Raw genomic sequence first — 25811 nt, 5'->3', positions numbered from 1 at the left:
TGCGTGGCGACATGACGTCCGATGGGGGGATGATGAGGGTGTGGATCGACTTCGTGGCTGGCCGGCGACTCTGAGCGAAGGGCCAGTGGGTCTGCGGCCGTTGCGGCTGGGAGACGTCCGGGTGTGGCGCGAGACGCGCCTGCGCAACGCCGAATGGCTGCGCCCATGGGAGCCGAGCAACCCGGAGACGCCGCTGTTCAGGACCGGTCTCGGACCGTACGTGTCCATGGTCGGCACGCTGCGCAGAGAAGCCCGCCAAGGCATGGCGCTGCCCTGGGTCGTCACCTATCAGGGGCATTTCGCCGGACAACTCACCGTCGGCGCGATCGTGTGGGGATCCGCCCGTTCCGCGCAGGTCGGCTACTGGGTCGACGGCGCGCTCGCCGGGCGCGGCATCACGCCGACGGCGCTCGCCCTGGCCGTCGACCACTGCTTCTTCACCACCGGGCTGCACCGCATCGAAGCCAACATCCGGCCGGAAAATCACGCGAGCAGAAGAGTGGTTGAGAAGCTCGGTTTCAGGGAAGAAGGCATTCGGCGTCGCCAACTCCACATCGACGGAGCCTGGCGCGACCACATCTGCTACGCGTTGACCGTCGAGGACGTTCCCGGCGGTCTACTCGTGCAGTGGCGTCGCGCGCGTGAGTCAGCGGCTCACGGTGGGTCTCCGGTAGAAGAGGTTTGACGATCTCGCGACACACCGCATCGAATGCTCGTCAATTAGTGACACGCGGTCTTACGGTGCGTGACGTGAGCACATCGAAGACGCCAAGAACGCACAGGCGTTTTCATGCTGCCCTTAATCGTGTCCGGAGGTGGTCGTGAGCAGCGTCCTCCTCTATCTCGCCATCGTCGTCATGTGGTTGTGCGTCCTTGTCCCGATGTGGCTGCGCAGGGACAAGACCAACCTCGCCGAGCTGGCCGAGCTCGAAGAGGAGTACTACACGGGCGAGCACCAGCTGCCGGACCTGGAGCAGGTGCAGGGCGCCTCGCTGATGGACCAGCCGGACACCGGCGAGTACTCCATCGAGGAACCCGCCGCGCCCGTCGTGGACCCTCGGCAGTTCCGCGCGCGGCGACGGGCGATCATCGTGGCCCGGCGGCGGCGGTTGCTGTTCTTCACGTCGTTGCTGGTGATCGCGTCGCTGGTGACGGCGGCGGTGCGGATGATGCCGTGGTGGGGGGTTGCTCCCTCAATCGTGGTGATGGCGGCTTATCTTGGGTTCCTGCGCATCGCCGTACAGGTGGATCAGGAACGGCGGCGCCGCGCCGCCCAGTCCCGTGCCGAACGGCGGCGGCGGGTCCGGGAGCAGCGGCGGCTGGAGGCCGAGCGGGAAGCCGAGATCATCGAGTTCACGGCACGACAGCCGGACGTCCTGTTCGACCAGTACGCGGAACCGCCTCGGCGGGCGGTCGGGGACTGAATCGGTGGCGCGAGGACCCCAGGGAGTTTGCTAATCTGGTCGAGTCCTTGGGGATGTAGCGCAGTCCGGTAGCGCACTTCGTTCGCATCGAAGGGGTCAGGGGTTCGAATCCCCTCATCTCCACCCAGGTCAAAGGCCGCTTCCGAGAGATCGGAGGCGGCCTTCTGCGTTGCTGGGTGACCAACTGAGTGACTACGGGTTCTGATCAGCGGCGGTGAAGGTCCTCAATCGCCAGCACGACGGCTGTGACGAGACATCCCAGGCCCACACCTACCAACGCGATTACCGCTGAGGTCGCGTCGCTCCCCGTTCCCATACCGACGCCCAAAATGAGGAACAACCAGCCGACAAGTACGAAACCACGAGCTCCGCCGCGACGGGCTTCTCTTACGCGCTTCAATGATCACCCTTCGTCGTGTGAAGCTGTGTGATGATCATGCATCATCCGTCTGGAAAGAGCCGATCCATCGCTTCGGCGCCCTCCAGGAGCACCGGGCGGAGCTGCTTGCGGTAGACCGTCTCGGTGACCGTCGTGTTGCTGTGGCCCCACGAGGCGGGAGAAGTTCTCCAGAGTTACGCCTGAGTCCGAGAGCAGCGAGACAAGGGCTGGCGCCGATGGGTGTCCCGGTGAAGGTCACGGCGGGGCCGTTCATCCTGGCGCTGGTGGTGGGGTTGGTGGTGACGCTGCTGGCGGCTCGGGCCGCGGCGCGCAAGGCGGTGGGCGTGGGGCCGCTTGAAGTGCTGCGGGAGAGCGCGGCGCAGCGGCGGCTGCTGCCTTGGCCCAGGGCGGTCTTCGGAGCGGCGGCGCTGCCCGGGGGCATCGTGCTGCTGTACCTGGTGCTGCAGGTGAAGGAGTCGGCCGCGGTGCCGACCGGGCTGGGGGCGACGATGGCGCTCTGCGTGGGCGCGTCCGCGCTGGGCCCTGTCGCGCTGCGGGGGATGGGCTGGCTGTTCGGGGCGGTGGCGGCCCGGCTCGACCCGGGCGCAGGGATGCTGGCCAGGTCCTCGCTGATCACCCAGCCGCGCCGGGCGATGGCGGCCGCGTCCCCGGTGATGCTGACGATCGCGCTCGCCTGCACCTTCTTGTTCGCCGTGGCGACCACCGACGCGGCGGCGGACGTCACCCGCACGGGCCCGGCGGCGTGGGCGGCCCCGGTGCTGGTGGGATCGGCGGTGGCCTACACCGTGATCTCGGTGCTCAACGCGACGGCGATGACGATGGCCGAGCGGACCGAGGAGATCCGGCTGCTGCGCACCCTGGGGACCAAGCCGCGGCAGCTCACCAGGATGGTGTGCTGGGAGACGTTGACCGTGACGTGCGCCGGGACGCTGCTCGGGACGGGCATCGCCGCCGCATCGCTCACCGCGCTCGGCAAGGCCGCGACCGGCCGGGCGGGGTTCGCCTACTCCGTCCCGCAGTACGCGGGGCTGGTGCTGGTCTGCGTGGTGAGTGGCCTGGCCGGAGCGCTGGCCTCCACGCGGAAGGCACGGCGCGGGTCGCTCCGGCCCGATGACTGACCTTGAGGGCTCGTAGGGGAATCGTAGGGAGACCTTAAGCCGCTCCCGGCACGCTGTGGGCACAGACAGAGAGCAGGAAGAAACAGAGGGAGCGGGAAGATGGCGAGCAAGCTGATCGTCGGGACGTTCGTGTCGCTGGACGGCGTCATGCAGGGGCCCGGTGGCCCGACCGAGGACGAGTCCAACGGGTTCACGCGGGGTGGGTGGTTGCCGGCTCACGTCGACCAGGACTTCAACGAGATCATGGCGGACGTGCTCGAGCGGGCGGACGGGATGCTGCTGGGGCGCAAGTCCTACGACATTCTGGCCTCGTACTGGCCGGACGTGTCGGATGAGGACGGCGGCGCCAAGATCAACAGCATGGCCAAGTACGTCACCACCCGCTCGCCCAAGGAGGTGACGTGGAACAACAGCCACGTGCTTCAGGGCGAGGCCGCGCAGACGGTGGCCGAGCTCAAGAAGAGCACCGACGGGGCCATTCTCGTGCAGGGGAGCAGCGACCTGCTGCGCACCCTTCAGGAGGCCGAGCTGGTGGACGAGTATCACCTGCTGGTCTTCCCCGTGGTGGTCGGGGAGGGGAAGCGGCTGTTCTCCGAGGGGACGGCGCCCGCGGGGCTCAAGCTGGCCGCGTCGCGGGTGACCAGCACCGGGGTGGTGCATCTGGTGTACGAGTGGGCCGGGGCGCCGCTCTACGGGACGGTCGCCTAGCCCGGGAATGTTCTTGGCTGGGGGGTGGTTACACAACCCGTAGCCGGTGTGTCCAGTGTCCCAGGGCCTCATTTACCGCCTTCGCGGACTACCGTTCGGCTGGAGCCGCGTTGTGCATTTCGCCGATAGGCGACCTGCGCACCGTCTACTGAAGAAGGGCCTACGCCTCGGCGTGGGCCCTTCTTCATGTCCGCCCCCGAAGTGCCCTGAGGATCTCGGGCCACGCCCTTTCCCCGAGTTCGGCGTCGGCGTGCGGGCTTCCGCCGTACACGTAGGAGGCGGACGGCGCGGGGGCGGGCTCGCCGGGCAGGCGCGGGCGGTGGCCGGCCCGCGGGTGGGAGACGAGGCGGACCTCGCGCCGCGCGGTCAGGGCGTGCGCGAACGTCAGGGATGGCCACATCTGGTCGTCGCCGCCGGCCACGAGGACCACGTCGGCGCGGGAGCGTTCCAGGGGAATGGCGGACTCGGCGGGAGCCGCCGCGAGGCCACGCTCGTAGAACGCGCGGAAGGAGGTGGGCGGGCCGTCGGCCGGCCATTCCGGGGGATAGGGGGCGAAGGGGAGTGGGCGGCCGCGCCAGGTCCACGAGGACCGGTACGGCCCCGCCACGCCGAAACCGGCCCAGACCACCGAGGACGGCGACAGCGCCACCACGGTCTCCACCCGCGGCTCCACACAGGCGAGCGAGAGGGCCGCCTCAGCGCCCTTGGACAGCCCGAGAATGGTCAGCCGGCGCGCGCCCGCCTCGGTCAGCATGTCGAGTCCGGTGACGAATGTCTCCAGCGGAATCTCGCAGATTCCGGGCGACTGTCCCGGTCCGCCGAACCAGCGGATGGACAGAGCCGTCAGACCGTGTGCGGCCAGCAGGTCGCATCTGGCGGAGTCGATCCGGCCGCTGGATCCGGCCAGGACGAGGACGCCGACCTCGCCCGCACCGGCCAGGTGACTTTCCATGGTCATGGATCTTATGAGGTGGATAGTGTCGGTTCGGGCAGAGAGGACGCGGGCGGGTTCATGAACGTCGAACGAGAGCAGGTCATCGCCTTCCGGCTGCGCCGGCACCAGTTGGACGAGCGGGGCACGCTGGCCGACGCCGCGGCTACGGCGCCGCAGAACACGCCGCCCGGGTCGGCGCAGCTGGCGCTGCGGGCTCGGGCCGAGGTGGGCGTGGCGGAGGTCGAGGCGGCGATCGCCAAGCGGCGCACGTTGATCCAGACGTGGAGCCTGCGGGGTTCGCCGTGCCTGGTGAGCAGTGCGGAGTTGCCGCTGTTCACCCGTGGGCTGCTGCCCGACGACGAGGAGTCGTGGCGGGCGCAGATGGCCGGCTTTCTGCCGATGCTCGATCAGATGGGCAGGAGCGCCAGCGCGACCATGGAGCGGGTGATCGAGGCCACCAGGGACGCGCTGGACGGGCGTACGCTCACCAAGCGGGAACTGGGCAGCGCGCTGGCTCCGCGGCTGCCGGCGGAGTTCGCGCCGTGGATGGAGCCGGACATGTTCTCGTCGTTCAGCGCCATTCTCACGCGGGCGGCTTCGCTGACGGGGGAGTTCGCGATCGCGCCCCGGGTCGGCAACGAGGCGTCGTTGATGCGGGTGGATCAGTGGCTGGCCGGGGTGCCGGCGGACAAGGACGCGCGGGCGGGGCTGGTGCGGCGGTATCTGCGGCTCTACGGGCCCAGTACGGCTGACGACTTCGCCTCCTGGGCGGGGGTCAGCGTCCACTACGCGGCGCGCTCCTGGGCGAAGGTCGCGGGGGAGATGGCCGAGGCGGGCGGGGGGTTCGTGCTGGCCGAGGATCTGGCCGAGCTCAAGGGGGCGGAGCGGCCCAAGGGGATGCGGCTGCTGCCGCCGTACGAGCCGTTTCTGCAGTTGCGAGACCGGGGCACGCTGGCGCCTGACCCGGGGCTGCGGCCGCGGATCTGGAGGAAGACCGGCAACCCCGGGGTGATCCTTCTGGACGGCGAGACGGCGGGGTTGTGGCGGCAGCAGAAGAAGGGCGCCAAGCTGATGATCACGGTCGAGGGGGACGTCGATCGGGACACGGTCGCGGCCGAGGCCGCGCCCTACGCGGAGTTCCGCGGGTGCACGGAAGTACAGGTCATCCAGGGCTGACGCGGGGGGTGCGTGGAGGCGAAGGTCGTCCAGGGCTGACGCGGGTGCATGGAAGTGCGGGTCATCCAGGGCTTACGTCGGGGGGCGAAGGTCATCCTGGGCTGACGTATTGGCGTGGGCGGAGCGCGTGCGCCCGTAGCGCGGCCAGGGCGGCCAGGTGGCCGGTGGGCGTCAGCCGTACCACCAACTCGTCGCCGAAGGCGAGGTCGAGCGCGGTGAGTTGTCCGACGAGGTCGGACAGCGGGCGGGAGATGTCCTCGCGGCCGGTCGCCGGGTGCCAGCCCTCGCCCCCGACGATCTCGGCCACGCGGGTGTTCAGTTCCTGAGGCGACATCACGCTGCCGTCGGCGAGCAGCATGAGCGCGGCCTCCCGGACCGAGAGGTCGAACTCGTGGTCCACGCGGGACAGCAGCAGCCCGGTGGCGGTCGCCCACATCTGCTCCGGTGAGCGCAGCAGGCGCCGGCCCTCCTCGGTGATGGTCAGCTTGGAACCGTCGCGCAGCAGCGCCCCGAGGTCGTGCTCGGCCACCTCGCGCAGGCGCAGCGCCTCGGGCGATGGCGCCAGGCGCAGCGGGAGGCTTTCCGAGGAGGCCAGGGTGAGCAGCCGGTGCAGCGCGGGCAGCGGCTGGTGGGGAATGGGGGCGTGCAGGCGCACCTCGAACGGCTGCGCCAGCTCGCGCCTGGCCGGGCCGCGGCCCAGGACCCAGCGGTTGAGGCGCTCGCCGTGCACGCGGTTGAGCCAGCTGTCGCCGCCGAGCTCGGTACGCGGCTCGGTGAGCCAGCGGCGGGTGAGCGCGACGCGGTCGATCTCCTCACCGGACAGGATGGCCAGTTCGAGCGCGGCGGAGCAGGCCACGTGGGCGCCCAGCTCCTCCGGGCCCATGATCATGCTCCAGCGCAGGTCCGGGACGTCGGGAGGGAGCACGCCCGTGGCTTCGAGCGCCTCCTGGTAGGCGGCGGTGCCGGCGTCCTCGCCGTCGCGGGCGTAGGTGCGCAGGATCTGGGTGGTCGTGGGGGACTCGCACAGGGCGGCGTAGCGCTCCAGGCCGCCGATGGCCAGGAGCCTGCCGAGGGAGCGGGCCAGCCGCTCGTGGTCGCCGCCCACCTTCAGCGGAAGCGTGTACCAGAGAAACTCGCATACATCGAGCTGGGTCACCGTCTCCAACGGCTCCCCGCCCGTCAGCCACTCGACTGCGGTCCTGGCATCCTCGGCCAGGTCCGGCTCGGAGCGCTCCAACTCCGTGAGAAGCGCTGTGACATCCGGTGCACTCATGCCTCGAAGTTTGCCGTATGGACCCCAGGCCTGACGATGACCGAATCCGGTGCGTATTGGGTCGTGCACAGTGGCTACCCTATGAATTCATCCTATTGCGGCTTGTGATGCGGGTCAGATCCAGCGTTTGTCGAAGAGCATGCGTGCCTTCCACTCCGCGTAGGGGATCAGATCGGCGGTCAGGATGGGGTGCAACCACCAGAAATTCACCAGAGCCAGTAGGGCGAACGCGCCGACCGCGGCGGCCCCGACGGTACGCCGCATCGGCAGCGGACCGCCCGGAGGCGCCGCGGGGCCGATCAGCAAACCGGCACAGAGCGTGATGGCCAGCACCATGAAGGGAATCATAGGGATCGCGTAGAACAGGAACATCGTCCGGTTGTCCGCGATCGCGTAGTAGAACCACGGCAGCCAGCCCACCGCGTACGCCAGCAGCACCGCGCCCGCCCGCCAGTCCCGCGAGGCGACATACCAGGCGATCAACGCCACCAGCGCGGCCAGCGCCCCGAACCAGATCACCGGCGTGCCCACCCCGAGCACCGCCTCCGAGCAGTCCTTGACGCCGCAGCCGGTCTGCTTGCCCTCGTAGTAGAAGGCGACCGGGCGCAGCAGCAGCGGCCACTGCCACGGCTCCGACTGGTAGGGGTGCGTGGACTCCAGGCCGGTGTGGAAGCCGAGCACCTGCACCTGGTAGTTGAACCACGACTTGGCCGAGTCGATGACGAAGTAGAGCGGTCCTGACGAGGTCGCCTGCGCCCAGTTGCGGCCGTAGCCGTCGGCGCTGGCGAACCAGCCCGCCCAGGTGGCGACGTACGTGAGCGCGGGCACCAGCGCCACCGCGCCCAGCCAGGTCGGCGCGTCCTTGCCGAAGGCCCCCGCGTACGGCTTGCGCAGCCCGACCGCCCGGCGCGCCCCCATGTCCCAGATCAGCGACATGATCCCGAACGCGATGAGGAAGAAGATGCCCGACCACTTGACCGCGCACGCGGCGCCCAGGCACACCCCGGCGGCGATCCGCCACGGCCGCCACCCGAGCCACGGGCCCTCCGGCGTCATCGGCGAGGTCTCGTACCAGTCGACCAGCCGCCCGCGCATCCTGTCCCGGTCGACCACCAGGCAGGCGAACCCGGCCAGCACCCAGAACATGAGGAAGATGTCCAGCAGCGCGGTGCGCGAGAGCACGAAGTGCAGGCCGTCGAGTGCCAGCAGCAGGCCGGCGAAGCAGCCGAGCAGCGTCGAACGCGTCATCCGGCGCGCCAGCCTGGCGATGACCAGGATCGAGAGCGTGCCGACGATGGCGGCGGCGACGCGCCAGCCGTACGGGTTCATGCCGAACAGCCACTCGCCGAAGCCGATCATCCATTTGCCGAGCGGCGGGTGCACGACGTAGGAGGCGCATTTGTCGAGTGCGTCCTGGGTGCATTTCTGCCAGATGTCGGTGTTGCCGGCGAGCAGCGCCTTGTCGGCGTCCTTGATCGCGACCTTCTCGACGCCCCAGGTGATCAGCGAGAAGGAGTCCTTGGCGTAATAGGTCTCATCGAAGACGACGGCCTTCGGATGGCCGAGGTTGACGAAACGCAGCACCCCGCCGAACACCGCGATCAGAAGCGGGCCCACCCAGCCCCAGAGCACGCTGCCGCCCATCGGCGGGACCAGCCGGTCACGCACCGATCGCGGCTGCGGCTTGTTCGGATCGTCCACGGCCTGGTACTGGAAATCGGTCACGGCCATTCGGACATCGTACGGGCCCCAAGCCGTGGAATAGATAAGAAACACGGTGCAATTGGGGTGCCCTGCGACAATGGCCGGGTGACACAAGACGGCAAGTTGGTGCTGGCAGGAGCCCCGATCGGGCAAGCGGGAGATGTCTCCCCCCGGCTGAGACAGGCGCTCGAAAGCGCGGACGTGATCGCGGCCGAGGACACCAGAAGGCTGCGCAGGCTGGCGCATGACATCGGCGCGGAGATCACCGGCCGCGTGGTGTCGTACTACGACGCCAACGAGGCCGGGCGCGCCCAGGAGCTCGTCGAGACGCTCAAGGAGGGGCGCACCGTCGTCGTGATCACCGACGCGGGGATGCCGGGCGTGTCCGACCCCGGCTACCGCCTGACGCTCCTGGCCGTCGAGGCGGGCGTCACGGTCACCGCGCTGCCCGGCCCGTCCGCGGTCACGACCGCGCTGGCGATCTCCGGCCTGCCCAGCGACCGCTTCTGCTTCGAGGGTTTCCCTCCGCGCAAGGGCGGCGAGCGGGCGCGCCGCCTGGGCGCGCTGGCCGCGGAGGAGCGCACGATGGTCTTCTTCGAGGCGCCGCACCGCCTGGCCGGCTCACTGGCCGCGATGGCCGCCGCCTTCGGCGCCGACCGTCCCGCCGCGGTCTGCCGCGAGCTCACCAAGACCTATGAGGAGGTACGGCGCGGCGGCCTGGCCGAGCTGGCGGCCTGGGCCGAGGCCGGAGTCAAGGGCGAGATCACGGTCGTCGTGGCAGGTCATGTGGCCGGGGCGGGCGAGCAGGACATCGAGGCGCTCGTCGCCGAGGTCGACCGCAGGGCCGAGGCGGGAACCCAGCGTAAGCAGGCCGTCGCTGACGTGGCCAAGGAGGCCGGGATTCCCAAACGAGAGCTGTACGACGCGGTTCACAGGAGATCTCCGACGCCATAGGGTGCGCATCGTGAAGAACTGGGGGGTTTCCGCACAGCGGCTGGTTCCGCCGATGCAGGAAGGCGCACTGTGGGGGTGGCTCGGCCCCGCCCTCGTCGCCGCCTTCGGCGCGATCCTGCGGTTCTTCCGGCTGGGCGAGCCGCATGCCGTGGTCTTCGACGAGACGTACTACATCAAGGACGCCTACTCACTCCTCAAGTACGGCGTCGAGCGGACCTTCCTCGGCGACTCCAAGAACCCCATCGCCGACCAGCGCCTGGTCACCGGCAACCTGGACATCTTCAAGCAGTGCGCGGAGTCGGCGGAGTGCGCCAGCTACGTCGCGCACCCGCCGCTCGGCAAGTGGATGATCGCCGTCGGCGAGTGGATGTTCGGCATGACCCCGTTCGGCTGGCGCTTCATGGCCGCCGTCGTCGGCACGCTGTCCATCCTGATCCTGGCCCGCGTCACCCGCCGGATGACCCGCTCGACGCTGCTGGGCTGCCTGGCCGGGCTCCTGCTGGCGCTGGACGGGCTGCACCTGGTGCTCTCGCGCACCGCGCTGCTGGACATCTTCGTGATGTTCTGGGTGCTGGCCGGGTTCGCCTGCCTGGTGACCGACCGGGACCACGCACGGCGGCGGCTGGCCGACTGGTACGAGCGCTCACGGCTGTCGGACCAGGGGCCGCGGCTCGGGTGGCGGCCCTGGCGGCTGGCCGCCGGAGTCTGCATGGGCGCGGCCTGCGCGGTCAAGTGGTCGGGGCTGCCGTTCCTGCTGGCGTTCTTCCTGCTGTCGCTCGTATGGGACATGGGGGCCAGGCGGGCGGTCGGGCTGCGGCAGCCGTACAGGGGAGCCTTCTCGCTCGATCTCGCGCCCGCGATGGGCGCGCTCGCCGCGGTGCCGGCGGCGGTCTTCACGCTCTCGTGGACGGGCTGGTTCGTCTCGGCGCACGGGTGGGGGCGCAACTGGGAGCAGGCGACCTCGTCAGGGCCCGTCTTCTTCGTGCTGGACTCGGTGCGGTCGTGGGTGAAGTACCAGCTGCAGGTGCTCGGCTACCACACCGGGCTGGTCGAGGGGCATCCCTACCAGTCGAAGCCGTGGGAGTGGCTGGTGCTCAAACGGCCCGTCTCCTTCCACTACGAGGGCGATCTGCCGCCGACGGGATGCGGGGCCGACAAGTGCTCGCAGGCCGTGCTCGGGGTCGGCACGCCCGCGCTCTGGTACGCGGCGCTGTTCGCGCTCGTCGCGCTCGTCGTCTGGTACGTGGCCACGCGTGACTGGCGGGCGGGGGCGGTGCTGCTGGCGTACGCCGCCGGGTGGCTGCCGTGGGTGTACTACTGGCTGGCCGACAAGCGCACCATGTACCTCTTCTACATGGTGCCGCTCGTGCCGTTCATGGCCATGGCGCTCGCGCTGGTCGGCGGGCTGGTGCTCGGCAAGCAGAACGCGCCGCCCATGCGGCGGGCCGGGGGCGGCGCCGCCGTCGGGGCGTTCACGCTGGTCGTGCTGATCAACTTCTGGTGGCTGTATCCGGTCCTGTCGTCGGAGACGATCACGCACGCTCAGTGGTGGGCTCGGATGCTGATGCGCTCGTGGGTGTGACTTTCCGCTTGATGCCGTTTCGCAGGGTGATCGCCGCCGCGACGCACGCGAGGGGTACGGCCGGCAGCACGTACCGGTAGTCGAACTCGGCCGTGGCGGCCGGGGCCAGGAGCAGCCCGAACGCGGCCAGCCACGGCAGCGCCACCGGGCCGCCCCAGGTGCGCCAGCGGACGGCCACGCCGTACAGGCCGATCAGGAGGATGCCGCCAAGCATGATGCCGCGCAGGTAGAACACCTTCTGGTAGCCGCTCATGATGTCGGCCCAGGGGCTGACGATGCGGGTCTCCGGCGGGCCCTGCTCGTAGGAGTAGGCGTCGGTGTCGGTACGGCCCTGCGCGTGGGAGGGCCAGGTGGGCAGGCGTTTCGGCTTGCCGTTGACGAGCTCGTAATAGGGCCGGAACTCGTACATGTTGTAGGTGGAGGCGTCGGGGAAGCGCGGGCGGCCCCAGTGGAAGGAGCGCAGGAAGTCACGGCCCACGACCTGGAGGTAGTCGCCGGGCTGGGACAGGATCGCGCGCATGGCGAACTTGCTGGCCGCGTCGTTCTTGACCGACTCGAACGTCTTGCCGCCCAGGCGGTGCAGCGGCTGGCCGTACTCGGAGCGCCACAGGTACCACTGCGCGTACTCGGGCCGCTGGCTCACGGGCTCCTCGATGCACAGCAGCGCGATGTCGAGTTCCTTGCGCGGATCGATGTTCATCTTCGAGCAGTCGGCGAAGATGGCGGTGCGCATGTAGAGGATGAGCCCGTCGCTGTTGGTCATCGCGAATTTGCCGAAGCTTGTGGAGAACCACGCCATGTAGCAGAGCACGGGAACCGCGCACGCGGTGATCATCGCGACAATCGGCCGCCAGCCCACCCGCTTCACCAGCAGGTACGCCACGACCAGCGCCAGAATCGGCAACCCGATCGAACGCGTCAGCCAGGTCAGCGCCAGCAGCACCCCCACCAGCGCGCCGATCTTCCACGACATCCGCCGGTTCCACAGCACCAGCGTGATCACGCCCACGACCAGCAGTGTGAACATGGCGTCCGACATGATCAGCTGCTCGAGCTGGATCTGGTAGGCGTCGAACAGCACCGGCGCCGCCGCCAGCGTCGCGCCCCACGTCGGCAGGCCGAACCTGCGCCGGAGCAGCGCGTAGATCAACGCGGCCGTGGCCAGGCCCATGACGTGCTGCGTGAAGGTGACCAGGGCGAAGCTGTGGAACGGCTTCAGCGCCAGCAGCCAGAATCCGTAGCCATCCGGCCTGATCGGGTGCGGCCTCGGGTGCAGGGCGACCGAGACGTACTCGTAGGAGTCGTTGAACCACATCGCCGGGCCGTACCCGAGCATGGTCACGAGCCGCAGCAACCCGCCCACGGCGAGCGCTGCGGCGAACACCCGATGACGGCGCAGGAACGAGCGCAGACGCGCGGTTCGGCCACGGGCGGAGTCGTCCACTGGGGTTATCTCCGCGACGCTCACCATGGCAACAAGAATGCCAGGCGTTTTTCGGACTTGACCCGAGCATGGGTGGGCAGACGGCATGATGGTGTGCTGGATGTGCCGTGACTGGAAGGGCTACGACGTGGAACTGACGGTGGTCATGCCTTGCCTCAACGAGGCGGAGACCGTGGAAGTCTGTGTCCGCAAGGCGCTTGCGTGCATGGAGGAGCACGGGATCGAGGGCGAGGTGCTCATCGCCGACAACGGCAGCACCGACGGTTCCCAGCAACTGGCCAGGGACGCGGGCGCCCGTGTGGTCCACGTTGACGCGAAGGGCTACGGCAACGCGTTGATGGGCGGCATCAGGGCCGCGCGTGGCAAGTACGTCATCATGGGCGACGCCGACGACTCCTATGACTTCACCGGGCTGCTGCCTTTCGTCGAGCAGCTGCGCGAGGGCGCCGACCTCGTCATGGGCAACCGGTTCAAGGGCGGCATCGCCCCCGGCGCCATGCCCCCGCTCCACCGCTACCTCGGCAACCCCGTCCTGTCGTTCGTCGGCAGGCTGTTCTTCCCGAGCGCCATCGGCGACTTCCACTGCGGCCTGCGCGGCTTCCGCCGCGAGTCGATCCTGCGCCTCGGGCTGCAGACCGGAGGCATGGAGTTCGCCAGCGAGATGGTCGTCAAGTCCACGCTCCAGGGACTCGACGTGCGCGAGGTCCCGACCACGCTCTCGCCCGACGGCCGCTCCCGCCCGCCGCACCTGCGCTCCTGGCGCGACGGCTGGCGCCACCTGCGCTTCCTGCTCCTCTACAGCCCGAAGTGGCTGTTCTTCATCCCCGGGCTCGCGCTCATGCTCGTCGGCCTCGTCGCCGGCACCGCGCTGACCTTCGGCCCCGTCCGGATCGGCGAGCTCGCCTTCGACGTCGACACCCTGGTCGGGGCGTCGGCCATGGTGGTGATCGGCTTCCAGGCGGCGTTGTTCGCGCTGTTCACGAAGGTGTACGCGGCGGAGGAGGGCTTCCTGCCCGAATCGCCACGGGTCCGCAAGCTGATCAGCATCGTGACCCTGGAAAAGGGTCTCGTGGTCGGTGGCCTGCTGGCCCTGGCCGGTCTGATCGGGCTGGTCATGTCGCTGGTGCACTGGCAGGTGCGCAGCTTCGGCGAACTGGACCCGCGTGAGTCCCTGCGCCTCGTGGTGCCGGCGGCGACGGCGTTCATCATGAGCTTCCAGACCATCTTCGCCTCGCTGTTCATCAGCATCCTGGGCATCAGGCGCAGCCGCGAGACCCCGGTCGACTACGCGGCCAAGGCCGCCGAGGAGGCCGCCGAAGCGGTCACCCGCGAGGACTCCACCACCCACTGAGGCATCCCCGCCGCGCGGGCGCTTCCGGCCTCGGGCTGATTCACGGCTGATACATGCCCGAGGCGAAGCGGACGCGCGCGTACGGCACCATGGGTGTGTCGACGTAAGGGGTGAAATGTCTGATTTTCGGGAGGAGCCTCCCGTCAGGGTGCTGCTCGTCGAGGACGACGAGGTGATCCGCAAGGCGGTCGCCATGGCGCTGGAGCGCTACGGCTACCGCGTGAGCACCGCCCAAGACGGCCTCACCGGACTGGAGATGTCCCGGGAAGGCGGCCACGACCTGCTGCTTCTCGACGTCATGCTGCCCGGCCTCGACGGCATCGGCCTGTGCAGGAAGGTCAGGGAGACGAGCCTCGCGCCGATCCTGATGATGTCGGCCCGCGGCGACTCGCTCGACGTGGTCTCCGGGCTGGAGGCGGGTGCCGACGATTACGTGGTGAAACCGGTCGACACCGCCGTGCTCGTGGCGAGGATCCGGTCGCTGCTGCGGCGTGCCGCTCCGGCCCCGGAGTCCGCCGGAACCGGGGCGCTCGTCTTCGGCGATCTGTCCATCGACCGGGACGGTCTGGAGGTGACCCGGGCCGGACAGCCGGTCGCGCTGGCTCCCACCGAGCTGCGGCTGCTGCTGGAGTTCGCGGCCAACCCCGGGATCGTCCTGGACCGCCAGACGCTGCTCACCAATGTGTGGGACTACGGCTGGAACGGCGACAGCCGCGTCGTCGACCTGTGCGTGCAGCGGCTGCGCAAGAAGATCGGCGCCGACCGGATCGAGACCGTGCGCGGCTTCGGCTACAAGCTGCGCCGGTGAGGTCCCTTCGCTGGCGGATCGCCGCCCTGGTGGCCCTGGCCTGCTGCGCGGTGGCCGTGGTCGTCGGCGTGCTGGTCCACCGGGCCACGCTCGAACGCTCCATGGAGGTGGGCAGGGAACGCGCGTACAACGCCCTGACCGACATGGGGAGGGAAGAGACCAAGCCGGCCGGGGAGATCCCGCCGCCCCTCCTGTCCCAGATGCTCCTGTCGGACGAACCGGTCTTCTGGTTCGACGACCGCAACCCCGAGGTCCCCTGGATGTGGGGCGGTCTGCGCGAAGGTGACCGACTGCTGACCGTGCAGGTGGACATGGGCGTGCACATGCGGGCTCTGGTGGCCTTCGACCGGGACGTCGCCCAGGCTTCGCTCGGCGCGCTCGCGGTGATCGTCCCGCTGTCGCTGCTGCTGGCCGAGCTGCCCAACCGCCGGCTTCGGCGGGTGGCGGGGACCGCGCGGCGCATCGCGGAGGGCGACCTGGACGCGCGCATCGCCGACCCCGCCCGCCGCGGCGACGAGATCGCCGAGATCTCCACGGCCGTCGACTCGATGGCCGACAGCCTCCAGATCCGTCTCCAGAACGAGCAGCGCTTCACCGCCGACGTCGCCCACGAACTGCGCACCCCGCTCATGGGCCTGGTCACCTCAGCCGAGCTGCTGCCGGAAGGGGAGGCGACCGACCTGGTCCGCGACCGGGTGCGCGTGCTCCGCGCCCTCGTCGAGGACCTGCTGGAGATCTCTCGCCTGGACGCGGGCGCCGAGCACGCCGACCTCAGGCCGGTGGCGCTCGCCGACGTCGTCAGGGCGTCCCTGGAGCGGACCGCCCTCCCGGTACGGCTGGCCGTCACCGCCCCGGGCACCGCCGAGACCGACCCCCGCCGCCTCGATCGCATCCTGGCCAATCTGGTCATCAACGCCCACCGCCACGGCGGCGCCCCCGTGGAGGTGACGGTGGACGGCACGACGATCGTGGTCCGCGACCACGGCCCGGGCTTCCCCGCCGGCCTGCTGGCCGACGGCCCGCAGCGCTTCCGGACCGGAGCCGCGGAGCGCGGCCGGGGGCACGGCCTGGGCCTGACGATCGCGACGGGCCAGGCCCGCGTCATCGGCGCCGCCCTCGTCCTGGCCAATGCCCCGGACGGCGGCGCCGTCGCCACCCTTCGCCTGCCGCCCCCGGCAGGGTGAGCTCACACGGCGACGGGGACGGCGCGGCGGTGCAGCGCGTGGCCCAGCGCGCCCAGTCCCAGCGCGCCCGCGGCCATGGCGGCGCCCACCCAGCCCACGGACGAATAGCCGAACCCGGCGCTGATGCCCAGTCCAGCCAGCCAGGGGGCGAGGGTGTTGCCGACGTTGAACGCCGAGACGTTCGTGGATCCGGCCAGCGTCGCGGCGGAGCCGGCCAGGGCGTACACGCGGACGCTGACCGCCGGGTTGGTGGCCATGCCGGCGACGCCCATCAGGAAGACGGTGACGACCATGGCCACCGGGGATGAGGCCAGGAGCGCGACGCCGGCCGAGGTGACGAGCACTCCGGCCATGCCGATGTAGAAGGTGGTGAACGGCCGGGCGTCGGCCGTACGGCCGCCGATGGTGATGCCGATGAGGCTGCCGAGCCCGAACAGGGCGAGGACCAGTGAGACCCATCCTTCGGACAGGCCGGTCGTGTCGGTCAGGAGCGCGCCGAGGTAGCCGAAGCTGGCCATCATGGAGCTGAAGCTCAGCGAGACCGCGCCGTAGGTGATCCACAGCCGCAGGTTGGCCATGGCACGCAACTCGTCGCGCAGGCGCGGCACGGCCGCCGCCGCGGCCCGCCCCGCGGGCACCAGGGCGATGACTCCGGCGAAGGCCAGCGCGGTGAGCACGGCGACGGTCCAGAAGGCGGCGCGCCAGTCGGCGAACTGGCTGATGAGCGTGCCGGCGGGCACGCCCAGGACGGTGGACAGGGTGATGCCGCCCACGACGACGGCCAGCGCCCTGGCCCGGGAGCCCACGGGCACCATGTCGGTCGCGGCGACGGCGGCCACGCCGAAGAACCCGGCGTAGACGAAGGCGCCGACGACGCGGGTGGCGAACAGCACCCCGTAGCCGGGCGCGAGCGCGCCCACCACGTGCATGGCGACGAAGACCGCGAGGAAGGCCAGCAACGTACGGCGGCGCGGCCACCGCAACGTGAGCGCGGCCAGGAGCGGCGCCCCGATCACCATCCCGATCGCGAACGCCGAGATCAGCAGCCCGGCGTCCGGGACGGAGACGCCCAGGTCGGCGGCCATCGCGGGCAACAGCCCGGCGAGCATGAACTCCGAGGTCCCCATGGCGAAGATCGCCAGTCCGAGGACATAGACGGCGAGGGGCATACGTCTCCCTAGTTTTAGATTGATCAGTTCAAAATGAGGGCACGCAAACGTCAGAAGGCGCCGAGCGCCGTTCGGATGATCGCCTGGGCCGCCGCGGGTCCCGCGCCCCCGCGCAACGAGACCTGGATCCCGCTGATGGAGGCGATGACGAAGTGCGCGAGCGCGGTTGCGTCCTTGTCCGCCGCGAGCTCTCCCGAGATCTTGCCCGCCTCGATCGCCGCCCGCAGGGCCTCCAGTCGCCGCTCGTAGTCCCGCTTGAGCATCGCGGCCACCTCGGCGTCGTGCGGGGCCAGTTCGATCATCGTGTTCACCACCAGGCAGCCCCGGGGCAGTCCGTCGCGGGGCTCGACGGCCTGGCGCATCAGGGTCCCGATCTTCTCGCGGACGGGCGCCGGGCCCTCCAGCGCGTCAAGGATGCCCGCGGTCCTGATGTCCATGTAGTGCCGCAGGGACTTCTTGAACAGGTGGTGCTTGCTGGTGAAGGTGTTGTAGATGCTGCTGCGGCCCAGGCCGGTGGCGGTGCAGAGGTCCTGGGTCGAGGTCGCCTCGTACCCGGAGCCCAGGAACGCGCGCATCGCCGCGTCCACCGCGCGCTCCTCGTCGAACTGCCTCGGTCGTGCCATGGAACCGACGGTAGCACGTTTTGGACTGATCCATCTATTACTCCGGGTGGCGGGAACCCGTAGGCTTAGGGCATGTCCCAGCACATCTTGACCGCTGTCGCGTGGCCCTACGCCAACGGCCCCCGCCACATCGGGCACGTTTCCGGGTTCGGCGTGCCGTCCGACGTCTTCAGTCGCTACCAGCGCATGGCGGGCAACAAGGTGCTGATGGTCTCCGGCACCGACGAGCACGGCACCCCGATCCAGGTCCAGGCGGACAAGGAGGGCGTCACGGCGCGCGAGCTGGCCGACCGCTACAACCGGGTCATCGCCGAAGACCTCACCGGCCTGGGGCTGTCCTACGACCTGTTCACCCGGACCACGACGAACAACCACTACGCCGTCACGCAGGAGATCTTCAAGGGCCTCTACGACAACGGCTACATCTTCCCGAAGACCACGATGGGCGCCATCTCCCCGTCCACCGGGCGCACGCTGCCCGACCGCTACATCGAGGGCACCTGCCCCATCTGCGGCTACGACGGCGCGCGCGGCGACCAGTGCGACAACTGCGGCAACCAGCTCGACCCGATTCAGCTCATCAACCCCAAGAGCCGCATCAACGGCGAGACCCCGGTCTTCGCCGAGACCGAGCACTTCATGCTCGACCTGCCCGCCTTCGCCGAGGTGCTCGGCACCTACCTGCAGTCCAAGCAGGGCGAGTGGCGGCCCAACGTGCTCAAGTTCGCCCTCAACCTGCTCGGCGACCTGCAGCCCAGGGCGATCAGCCGCGACCTCGACTGGGGCGTTCCCATCCCGCTCGACGGCTGGAGCGAGCAGGCCAACAAGCGGCTCTACGTCTGGTTCGACGCGGTCATCGGCTACCTCAGCGCGAGCATCGAGTGGGCCAGGCGCAGCGGCGACCCCGACGCGTGGCGCCAGTGGTGGCAGAACCCCGACGCCAAGAGCTACTACTTCATGGGCAAGGACAACATCGTCTTCCACGCCGAGATCTGGCCGGCGATGTTGCTCGGCTACAGCGGCATCGGCGCTAGGGGCGGCAAGGCGGGCTCCCTGGGCGCGCTGAACGTGCCGTCCGAGGTGGTCTCCAGTGAGTTCCTGACGATGGAGGGCCGCAAGTTCTCCTCCTCGCGGCAGGTCGTCATCTACGTACGCGACTTCCTGGCCCGCTACGACGCCGACGCGCTGCGCTACTACATCGCGGTGGCGGGGCCGGAGAACCAGGACACCGACTTCACCTGGCAGGAGTTCGTCAACCGCAACAACGGCGAGCTCGTCGCGGCCTGGGGCAACCTGGTCAACCGCTCGATCTCGATGGCGGCCAAGAACTTCGGCGTCATCCCCGAGGCCGGCGAGCTGACCGACGCCGACCGGGCGCTGCTGGAGCGTTCGCGGGCGGCGTTCGGGCCGGTGGGCGCCGAACTGAACCGCTCGCGGTTCAAGAACGCCATCACCGAGGCGCTCGACGTGGTCCGCGACGCCAACAAGTACCTGGCCGAGCAGGAGCCGTGGAAGCTCAAGGACGACGCCGAGCGGCAGAAGTCGATCCTGTTCACCGCTCTCCAGGTCGTCGACGACGCCAAGACGATGCTGACGCCGTTCCTGCCGTCCTCGTCCAACAAGGTCCACGCCATGCTCGGCGGCGAGGGCGTCTGGTCGGGGATGCCGGAGATCCGGGAGGTCGACGAGGACGGCGGCACGCCGTACCCGGTGATCACCGGCGACTACAAGGACGGCGCGCGGTGGGAGCACCGGCCGATCAAGCCCGGCACTCCACTCGCGCCCCCCGTACCGCTGTTCAAGAAGCTCGATCCGAAGGTCGTCGACGAAGAGCTCGCGCGCCTGGATACTCCGGCAGAGTGATGGCCTCGGCGGTCTTCCTGACCGACTTGGCCATGAGGCCCTTCCACGGCATGTAGGGGAGAAGCTTGTAGTTCTGGTTGATGAACCAGGCCATGAACTTGCTCTCCGGGACCATGAACTTGCTGACCCCTACGGCCGACTTCTGCGCTCCGGCCACGTACTCGCGCATGATCCGCTCGTAGGCGGGGAAGCCGTCGACGTGGCCGTGGGTGGCGATCTCCCCGGCCAGCACGTACGCGCCGACCACCGACAGCCCGGTGCCCATTCCCGACAGCGGGGACGGGCACCAGGCCGCGTCACCGACGAGCGCGATCCGCCCGCGTGACCACTCGTCCATGTGGATCTGGCTGATCGAGTCGAAGTAGAAGTCGTCGGCCTTCCACATGTCCTCGAGCAGCCGCGGCACGATCCAGCCGACGTCCTTGAAGGCGTCGGCCAGGAGGCGCTTCTGCTCCTCGGCGTCGTGGCGGTCGTAGGTGAGCTCCGGCGAGCCGAAGAAGAACACCGCCTTGGCCTCGGTGTTGGCCCGCGAGGCGTAGGAGGACGCCACCTTGCCGGGCACGTTCAGGCCCTGGGCGTTGTAGTTGAGGTTGAGGTGGTTGGGCGTGGTGAAGACCGCGTTGTACAGCCCGAGGTAGGTGTGGAAGCGCGATTCCGGGCCGAAGGTCAGCGAGCGTACGTTGGAGTGCACGCCGTCGGCGCCGATGACCAGGTTGAAGCGGCGGGTGGCGCCGCGCTGGAAGGTGACGGCCACGCCGTGGGCGTCCTCGTGGAGTTCGGCGATCGAGTCGTCGAAGATGTACTCCGTCTTCTCCCTCGTCCGCTCGTACAGGATGCGGCCCAGGTCGCCGCGCAGGATCTCGACGTCACCGGCGAAGATGTCGTCGGGCATCTTGGCCAGCTTCTTGCCCGCCTCGTTGACGTTCCACAAGGCGCCCATGTTGGTCTGCTCGCGCTCGATGTCGGAGAGGATTCCCATCTTGCGCAGGACGCTCATGTGCGCCTTGCCGCGGAAGTCGACGGCGTGGCCGCCTTCACGCAGCGCGGGGGCGCGTTCGACGATCGTCGTGTTGATGCCGTAGGCGTTGAGCCAGTGGGCCAGGGCGGGTCCGGCGATGCTCGCGCCGGAGATCAGAATGTCCATGACCGTGAGCGTGCCCGGGGGAGCTCACCGGTGCCTCACCGGAGGCTCACCGGTCATCGCGGCGATCACGCCCAGCGGTGAGGCGTTGATGGCCTCGGAGCTGACGCCCGCGAGTCTGAGCGCCGCCTGCCTGCTCAGCTCCGCGCCCGCCCGGTGCGCGGCCGCGAACTCCCGCTCACCGAGCGCCGCACGGGCGCGCGCCTCCGCCGCGAGCCGGTCCTCATCACCGGGTACGGCACTGCCGCGCAGCGCCACGGCCGCCCCGAGCAGCCTCGCGGCCTCGGCCGGTTCGGCCAGCCCGGCCAGCGCCTCCACGGCCCGCGCGCTCTCCGGGACGGCCCCGGTCGCGACGGCCACCTCGACGGCCTGCCGGTAGGCCTCGGCGGCGGCGACCGGATCGCCTTCCGCCTCGGCCATCCGCCCGACGCCGACCAGCACCCGCGTGTGGTTGCCCGAGCTCTTGATCCATCCGGCGTCGGAGCGGGCCAGCGCCTGCTGGTACAGCTCGCGGGCCGCGGGCAGGTCGCCCGCCATCCTCGCCAGGTCGCCCAGGCCGCGCAGGGCGGCGGCGAGGTAGGTGGGGATGCCCGAGCGCCTGGCCACCTCGGCCGCCAGCTCGTAGTCGGCCCGCGCGGCCGCCGGATCGTCGCGCTGGCGCAGGTCGCCCCGGTTGCACAGCAGGTCGGCGTGGTCCTCGTCGGCGCCCAGCAGCTCGGCCAGCTCCAGCGCCCGGCTGGTGTGGGCCAGCGCCGCCACCCGGTCGCCGGTGTTGACGCCCAGCCAGCCCAGCGAGTCGAGGGCCAGCGCCGAGCCCCAGCGGTCGCCGAGCTCCTGGAAGCCTTCCAGCGAGGCGGTGAGGGCGGCGTGCGCGGCGGAGTACTCGCCGGCCGCCATGTGGGGGAAGGCCCAGATGATCCGGGACATCGCCCGCGCCCACGGATCGCCGCCGCTCTCGGCCCGGCGCAGCACGCGCAGGACGAGTTCCGGGTCGCCGCCGTTGGCCGTCATCAACGGCCACAGGAACGTCAGCAGCGGATGCCCGTGCTCCCGGTCGATCAGGGCGGAGGCCCGCCGCAGGTAGCGCTCCTCGCCCGCGATCAGCGCGCACAGGGCGTAGTCGTCGCCGAGCGCGGGGTCCGGTCGCGGGCCCGCCGCCGCCAGCAGCGCCGTGGCCTCGGCCATGGCGGTGGTGCGGATGCCGCGCATCCACAGGTAGTGGGCCTGCGCGCCGATCAGCCGCATGCCCAGCTCGACCGCTCCCGACTCGACGGCGAAGCGCAGCGCCTCACGCAGGTTGCCGTGCTCGGCGGCCAGCGCGTCCAGCCAGCGCAGCTGCTCGCCGCGGCGGAGGTGGGGGTCGGCCTCCAGGGCCAGGTCGAGGTAGTAGGCCGCGTGCGCCTGCCGTACCGCGTGGGGGGCGTCGAGCTTTTCCGCGCAGAAGGCGCGGATCGTGGCGAGCATGCGGTAACGGCCGCCCGAGACCTCCACGAACGACTTGTCGGCGAGCGAGTCGAGCAGCGCCTCCGCGTCCGGCAGACCGCTGACCCGCGCGGCGGCCGCGGCGCTCGCACCGCCGGCGAACACGGTCAGTCGCGCGGCCATCGCCCGCTCGTCGGCGCTCAGCAGCTCCCAGCTCCACGCGACGACCGCGCGCAGCGTGCGGTGCCTGGCCTCGGCGGTACGGCTGCCGCGCGACAGCAGCGGGAACCGCTCGGACTCCAGGCGCTCGGCCAGCTCGGCGGCCTCGTGGGTACGCATGCGGGCGGCGGCCAGCTCGATCGCCAGCGGCAACCCGTCCAGCGCGAGGCAGATCGACTCCACGACCGGCTGCGCGGCGAAGTCCGGCCGCACCGCCCGCGCCCGGTCGGTGAACAGCTTGACCGCGTCGGCCAGCGGGAGCGGGCGCACCGGCCACAGGTGCTCGGCGGTCAGCCCCAGCGGCTCGCGGCTGGTCGCCAGGACGCGCAGGCCGGGGCAGGCGGTGAGCAGCCGTTCGGCGAGCGCGGCGACGTCGTCGATGATCTGCTCGCAGTTGTCCAGCACGAGCAGCAGTTCGCGCCCGGACAGCGCCGCGACCAGGCGCACGGCCGGGTCGGCGGGCTCCTCGCGGTCTCCCGGCGGATGCAGGCCGCTGTCGCGGACGCCGAGCGCGGCCATCATGACCTGCGGCAACTGACTGCCGTCGCGGATGGCGGCCAGCTCGACCACCTGCCGGCCCGGCTGTTCGCGCACGACCTCCGTGGCCAGCCTGGTCTTGCCGACCCCGCCGGGCCCGAGCAGCGTCACCAGCCTGGCCCGCGCCAGCAGCGCCCTTACCCGTGCCGCGTCCTGTTCGCGGCCGACGAAGCTGGTGAGCGGGAGCGCCTCCTGCGGGGTGGGAGGATCTTCCCCGCGCAACAGTTCCCGGTGGATCGCGGACAGCTCGGGAGAGGGGTCCGCGCCCAGCTCGTCGGCCAGAAGCCGACGGGTGCGCTCATAGACGACCAGGGCTTCGGCGGGCCGGCCGGCCGCGTGCAGGGCGCGCATGAGCTGCGCGCGCGGGCGCTCGCGCAGCGGGTGGCTCTCGACCAGCTCGCCGAGCGCGGCCAGGGCCGCGCGATGGTCGCCGCGCCGCAGGTCGGACTCGGCCAGGTCCTCCAGGGCGGCGAGGTGCCGCTCCTCCAGATGTACGGCCGGCGCCGGCGACGCCCACCACCCGAGCGCCTCCCGCAGCAGCCCGGCGGCCCGATCCGGATCACCGGAGCCGAGCGCCTCGCGGCCCTGCTCGGCCAGGCGCAGGAAGCGGTGCACGTCGACGTCGTCCGGGTCCACGTTCAGCACGTATCCGGCCGCCACCCGCTCCACCGCGATGCCGTCGCGGCGCAGCCTGGACACCTGGGACTGCAGGGCGTGGTGCGCGTCCTTCGGGGGGCGCTCGCCGTACACCTCGTCGATGAGGCGCTCGGCGCCGACCGCGCGGCCGGGGCTCAGCAGGAGCGTGGCCAGCAGCGCGCGCCGGGCCGGGCCCCCGAGCGAAACCTCGCTCCCGTCCGCCCGCCAGGCGCGGACCGCCCCGAGCACCCCGAACCGCATGGCAGCCACTATAGGGTTGGGCGACGTGAGCAAGAGTCCCGCTGTTCCCGAGCCTCTGGGCGCCGAGGTCTTCGACAGCCACTGCCACCTGGACATCATGGTCGGCAACCGGCAGGCCTCATCAGGCGATCCGGTGGCGCAGGCCGCGCAGGCGGCGGCGGCCTCGGTGGAGACGATTCTGGCCGAGGCGCGCTCGGTGGGGGTTACGAGCCTGGTGACGATCGGCTACGACCTGACCTCCTCGCAGTGGAACGCGCGGGTCGCCGCCGAGCACCGAGGCGTCTACGCGGGCGTGGCGATCCACCCCAACGAGGCTCACGCGTCCACGCCCGAGGTGCTGGCCGAGATCGAACGGCTCGCGCGGCGCGCGGAGGTGCGGGCCGTGGGCGAGACCGGGCTCGACTACTTCCGCGACTGGGCTTCGAAGGACGACCAGCACGAGAGCTTCCGCGCGCACATCGAGATCGCCAAGCGCACCGGCAAGGCGCTGGTGATCCACGACCGCGACGCGCACGACGACGTGCTGAAGGCGCTGGCCGCGGAGGGGGCGCCGGACGTCGTCGTCTTCCACAGTTTCTCCGGCGACGCCGAGATGGCCGCGAAGTGCGTCGAAGCCGGATATTTCATGTCTTTCTCCGGTCCGGTCACCTACAAGAACGCCGGCTACCTGCGCGAGGCCGCCGCCGTCGCGCCCGCCGAGCTGATGCTGGTCGAGACCGACGCCCCCTACCTCCCGCCGGTGCCCCACCGCGGCAAGCCCAACGCCCCCTACCTGATCCCGCTCACCCTGCGCTGCCTGGCCGAGGTCAAGGGCGTCCAGCCGGAGGTGCTGTGCGAGGCGATCACCGCCAACGGGGCCACCGTCTTCGGCATCTTTTCGTGAACCGGTAGAGGCGGGCGGGTGCCCGCCGCTAGCGTCGGGCGCCCGAGTCTCTCCGGAGGTCGCCCGTGCGTGGCAGAAGGCGCGCCCCGCGCCCGCAGGTCCCATGGCGCTCGCCGTGGACGCTGGTGGTCGGTCTGGCCGCGGTCGCGGTCACGGGCGGACTGGCGGCCGTCGCGAGCATGTCCAAGGACATCAAGCTCGTCGTGGACGGTGAGACCGTCGTGATCCGCAGCTTCGCCGGGTCGGTGTTCGAGCTGCTGACGGAGGCCGAGGTGGCGGTGGGGCTCGGCGACTACCTGCGGCCGGGCGGGCACGACCAGGTCGTCGACGGCGCCACGATCGTGGTCCGCCACGCGCGCCCGCTCCGGCTGACCGTCGACGGGCGCACCAGCAACCGCATGGTGACCGCCACGAACGTCGCCGCCGCGCTCGACGAGCTGGAGATCGACCACGCGGGCGGCCGGCTGTCCGCGCCGCCCGACCGGATGGTGCCGCTGTCGGGGATGTCGCTGACCATGTACACCTCGCGGCGCGTGCGGGTGATCGCCGGGACGGACCGGAGGTGGACCAGAACCACCGCTGGAACGGTCCGGGAGGTGCTGCGGCAGGAGCGGATCGACACGCCTCGGGGATACAGGATCACGCCGCCGCCGGACAGCTTTCCGCGCCAGGGCACCGTGATCAGAGTGACGCCGCCGGGGCCGGTGCTGCCGCCGCGTACCGTGCCGGTGCAGGCTGCGGTCGCGAGACTCAACTGGGCCGGGCTGGCCCAGTGCGAGTCCCACGGCAATCCCCAGGCGCTCAATCCGGCCGGGCCCTACTACGGCATGTACCAGTTCAGCCTGGCCAGCTGGCAGTCGGTGGGCGGAGTGGGGACGCCGGTGATGTGGCCGGCCGAGGAGCAGACCTACCGGGCGCAGCTGCTGTACCAGCGGGTGAGCGCCCGGTGGGAGGGCCAGTGGCCGCACTGCGGGGCCCGCTTGTTCGGCTGAGACGC

General features: G+C 70.5%; 21 protein-coding genes and 1 tRNA gene. 14 read left to right on the top strand and 8 right to left on the bottom strand.

Translation table 11 applies throughout. The features are described 5' to 3' along the window. Positions 1-40: 40 nt before the first annotated feature. The 5 genes from ACIBI5_RS28645 to ACIBI5_RS28625 all read left to right on the top strand — a co-directional run bounded on the left by ACIBI5_RS28645 (position 41) and on the right by ACIBI5_RS28625 (position 3650). A complete protein-coding gene (locus ACIBI5_RS28645) occupies positions 41-685 on the top strand; it encodes a GNAT family N-acetyltransferase (RefSeq protein ID WP_397251829.1) in 645 nt (214 codons plus the stop codon). Positions 686-821: 136 nt separating this feature from the next. Further along, complete coding sequence (locus tag ACIBI5_RS28640; RefSeq protein WP_397251828.1) at positions 822-1424, top strand: hypothetical protein; 603 nt, start codon at positions 822-824, stop codon at positions 1422-1424. Between the two features lie 49 nt (positions 1425-1473). Further along, positions 1474-1547, top strand: a tRNA-Ala gene (locus tag ACIBI5_RS28635). A 504-nt stretch (positions 1548-2051) separates the two neighbouring features. Next, complete coding sequence (locus ACIBI5_RS28630; protein WP_397251827.1) at positions 2052-2942, top strand: FtsX-like permease family protein; 891 nt, start codon at positions 2052-2054, stop codon at positions 2940-2942. Between the two features lie 99 nt (positions 2943-3041). Beyond that, complete coding sequence (locus ACIBI5_RS28625; protein WP_397251825.1) at positions 3042-3650, top strand: dihydrofolate reductase family protein; 609 nt, start codon at positions 3042-3044, stop codon at positions 3648-3650. A gap of 184 nt (positions 3651-3834) precedes the next feature. Here ACIBI5_RS28625 and ACIBI5_RS28620 read toward each other — a convergent pair whose 3' ends face one another. Then, positions 3835-4602, bottom strand: coding sequence for an acyl-CoA thioester hydrolase/BAAT C-terminal domain-containing protein (locus ACIBI5_RS28620; RefSeq protein ID WP_397251824.1), 768 nt, complete (start codon positions 4600-4602; stop codon positions 3835-3837). 60 nt (positions 4603-4662) lie between these two features. Between ACIBI5_RS28620 and ACIBI5_RS28615 the strand changes: the two genes are divergently transcribed. After that, on the top strand, positions 4663-5760 hold the full coding sequence (locus tag ACIBI5_RS28615) for a winged helix DNA-binding domain-containing protein (protein WP_397251823.1): 1098 nt from the start codon (positions 4663-4665) through the stop codon (positions 5758-5760). Between the two features lie 91 nt (positions 5761-5851). Here the strand turns inward: ACIBI5_RS28615 and ACIBI5_RS28610 are convergent, their stop codons facing one another. Then, the gene (locus ACIBI5_RS28610) at positions 5852-7033 is read right to left on the bottom strand and encodes a hypothetical protein (RefSeq protein WP_397251822.1); all 1182 of its coding nucleotides are present in this window, start codon (positions 7031-7033) and stop codon (positions 5852-5854) included. 114 nt (positions 7034-7147) lie between these two features. Continuing rightward, positions 7148-8764: a dolichyl-phosphate-mannose--protein mannosyltransferase gene (locus ACIBI5_RS28605; protein ID WP_397251821.1), complete on the bottom strand. Its 1617-nt coding sequence runs from the start codon at positions 8762-8764 to the stop codon at positions 7148-7150. 78 nt (positions 8765-8842) lie between these two features. On the opposite strand from ACIBI5_RS28605, the gene rsmI reads away from it, so the two are divergent. Both rsmI and ACIBI5_RS28595 read left to right on the top strand, forming a co-directional pair. Beyond that, positions 8843-9691, top strand: a complete 849-nt coding sequence (rsmI, locus tag ACIBI5_RS28600) for a 16S rRNA (cytidine(1402)-2'-O)-methyltransferase (protein ID WP_397251820.1) — start codon at positions 8843-8845, stop codon at positions 9689-9691. Positions 9692-9701: 10 nt separating this feature from the next. After that, positions 9702-11273: a dolichyl-phosphate-mannose--protein mannosyltransferase gene (locus tag ACIBI5_RS28595; RefSeq protein WP_397251819.1), complete on the top strand. Its 1572-nt coding sequence runs from the start codon at positions 9702-9704 to the stop codon at positions 11271-11273. Here the strand turns inward: ACIBI5_RS28595 and ACIBI5_RS28590 are convergent. Then, positions 11224-12744: a hypothetical protein gene (locus tag ACIBI5_RS28590; RefSeq protein WP_397251818.1), complete on the bottom strand. Its 1521-nt coding sequence runs from the start codon at positions 12742-12744 to the stop codon at positions 11224-11226. The two genes, ACIBI5_RS28595 and ACIBI5_RS28590, sit on opposite strands and share 50 nt — an antisense overlap. Positions 12745-12844: 100 nt before the next feature. Between ACIBI5_RS28590 and ACIBI5_RS28585 the strand changes: the two genes are divergently transcribed. The 3 genes from ACIBI5_RS28585 (at position 12845) to ACIBI5_RS28575 (ending at position 16060) form a co-directional block, all read left to right on the top strand. Continuing rightward, complete coding sequence (locus tag ACIBI5_RS28585) at positions 12845-14068, top strand: glycosyltransferase family 2 protein (protein WP_397251905.1); 1224 nt, start codon at positions 12845-12847, stop codon at positions 14066-14068. Positions 14069-14183: 115 nt separating this feature from the next. Next, positions 14184-14876: a two-component system response regulator CseB gene (gene cseB / locus ACIBI5_RS28580; protein WP_397251817.1), complete on the top strand. Its 693-nt coding sequence runs from the start codon at positions 14184-14186 to the stop codon at positions 14874-14876. Further along, positions 14873-16060 (top strand): ATP-binding protein, encoded by a 1188-nt coding sequence (locus ACIBI5_RS28575; protein ID WP_397251816.1) that lies wholly within the window; start codon positions 14873-14875, stop codon positions 16058-16060. The genes cseB and ACIBI5_RS28575 overlap by 4 nt, the downstream gene beginning before the upstream one ends. Before the next feature lie 2 nt (positions 16061-16062). Here the strand turns inward: ACIBI5_RS28575 and ACIBI5_RS28570 are convergent, their stop codons facing one another. Together ACIBI5_RS28570 and ACIBI5_RS28565 are read right to left on the bottom strand one after the other, a co-directional pair. After that, positions 16063-17229: a Cmx/CmrA family chloramphenicol efflux MFS transporter gene (locus tag ACIBI5_RS28570; RefSeq protein WP_397251815.1), complete on the bottom strand. Its 1167-nt coding sequence runs from the start codon at positions 17227-17229 to the stop codon at positions 16063-16065. A 50-nt stretch (positions 17230-17279) separates the two neighbouring features. Further along, positions 17280-17852, bottom strand: a complete 573-nt coding sequence (locus ACIBI5_RS28565; protein ID WP_397251814.1) for a TetR/AcrR family transcriptional regulator — start codon at positions 17850-17852, stop codon at positions 17280-17282. 72 nt (positions 17853-17924) lie between these two features. On the opposite strand from ACIBI5_RS28565, the gene metG reads away from it, so the two are divergent. Next, the gene (metG, locus tag ACIBI5_RS28560) at positions 17925-19715 is read left to right on the top strand and encodes a methionine--tRNA ligase (protein ID WP_379622310.1); all 1791 of its coding nucleotides are present in this window, start codon (positions 17925-17927) and stop codon (positions 19713-19715) included. Here the strand turns inward: metG and ACIBI5_RS28555 are convergent. Both ACIBI5_RS28555 and ACIBI5_RS28550 read right to left on the bottom strand, forming a co-directional pair. Continuing rightward, the gene (locus tag ACIBI5_RS28555; protein ID WP_397251813.1) at positions 19651-20859 is read right to left on the bottom strand and encodes an FAD-dependent monooxygenase; all 1209 of its coding nucleotides are present in this window, start codon (positions 20857-20859) and stop codon (positions 19651-19653) included. The genes metG and ACIBI5_RS28555 overlap by 65 nt on opposite strands. A gap of 24 nt (positions 20860-20883) precedes the next feature. Further along, the gene (locus ACIBI5_RS28550; RefSeq protein ID WP_397251812.1) at positions 20884-23931 is read right to left on the bottom strand and encodes an ATP-binding protein; all 3048 of its coding nucleotides are present in this window, start codon (positions 23929-23931) and stop codon (positions 20884-20886) included. Here ACIBI5_RS28550 and ACIBI5_RS28545 point away from each other — a divergent pair. After that, positions 23930-24814, top strand: a complete 885-nt coding sequence (locus tag ACIBI5_RS28545; RefSeq protein WP_397251811.1) for a TatD family hydrolase — start codon at positions 23930-23932, stop codon at positions 24812-24814. The two genes, ACIBI5_RS28550 and ACIBI5_RS28545, sit on opposite strands and share 2 nt — an antisense overlap. Before the next feature lie 65 nt (positions 24815-24879). Beyond that, entirely contained in the window at positions 24880-25806 is a 927-nt protein-coding gene (locus ACIBI5_RS28540) for a ubiquitin-like domain-containing protein (RefSeq protein ID WP_397251810.1), read from the top strand. Positions 25807-25811: the final 5 nt, after the last annotated feature.

The sequence above is a fragment of the Nonomuraea sp. NPDC050540 genome (genome assembly GCF_044457485.1).
Taxonomy (GTDB): domain Bacteria; phylum Actinomycetota; class Actinomycetes; order Streptosporangiales; family Streptosporangiaceae; genus Nonomuraea.
Note: the sequence above shows the minus strand (reverse complement) of the source record. Positions and strands in the feature narration are given on the sequence as shown.

Coding starts and splice junctions, on each gene's coding strand:
- ACIBI5_RS28625 (WP_397251825.1), top strand. CDS start 3,042: ATGGCGAGCAAGCTGATCGTCGGGACGTTCGTGTCGCTGGACGGCGTC.
- ACIBI5_RS28620 (WP_397251824.1), bottom strand. CDS start 4,602: ATGGAAAGTCACCTGGCCGGTGCGGGCGAGGTCGGCGTCCTCGTCCTG.
- ACIBI5_RS28615 (WP_397251823.1), top strand. CDS start 4,663: ATGAACGTCGAACGAGAGCAGGTCATCGCCTTCCGGCTGCGCCGGCAC.
- ACIBI5_RS28610 (WP_397251822.1), bottom strand. CDS start 7,033: ATGAGTGCACCGGATGTCACAGCGCTTCTCACGGAGTTGGAGCGCTCC.
- ACIBI5_RS28605 (WP_397251821.1), bottom strand. CDS start 8,764: ATGGCCGTGACCGATTTCCAGTACCAGGCCGTGGACGATCCGAACAAG.
- ACIBI5_RS28590 (WP_397251818.1), bottom strand. CDS start 12,744: ATGGTGAGCGTCGCGGAGATAACCCCAGTGGACGACTCCGCCCGTGGC.
- cseB (WP_397251817.1), top strand. CDS start 14,184: ATGTCTGATTTTCGGGAGGAGCCTCCCGTCAGGGTGCTGCTCGTCGAG.
- ACIBI5_RS28570 (WP_397251815.1), bottom strand. CDS start 17,229: ATGCCCCTCGCCGTCTATGTCCTCGGACTGGCGATCTTCGCCATGGGG.
- ACIBI5_RS28565 (WP_397251814.1), bottom strand. CDS start 17,852: ATGGCACGACCGAGGCAGTTCGACGAGGAGCGCGCGGTGGACGCGGCG.
- metG (WP_379622310.1), top strand. CDS start 17,925: ATGTCCCAGCACATCTTGACCGCTGTCGCGTGGCCCTACGCCAACGGC.
- ACIBI5_RS28555 (WP_397251813.1), bottom strand. CDS start 20,859: ATGGACATTCTGATCTCCGGCGCGAGCATCGCCGGACCCGCCCTGGCC.
- ACIBI5_RS28545 (WP_397251811.1), top strand. CDS start 23,930: ATGGCAGCCACTATAGGGTTGGGCGACGTGAGCAAGAGTCCCGCTGTT.
- ACIBI5_RS28550 (WP_397251812.1), bottom strand. CDS start 23,931: ATGCGGTTCGGGGTGCTCGGGGCGGTCCGCGCCTGGCGGGCGGACGGG.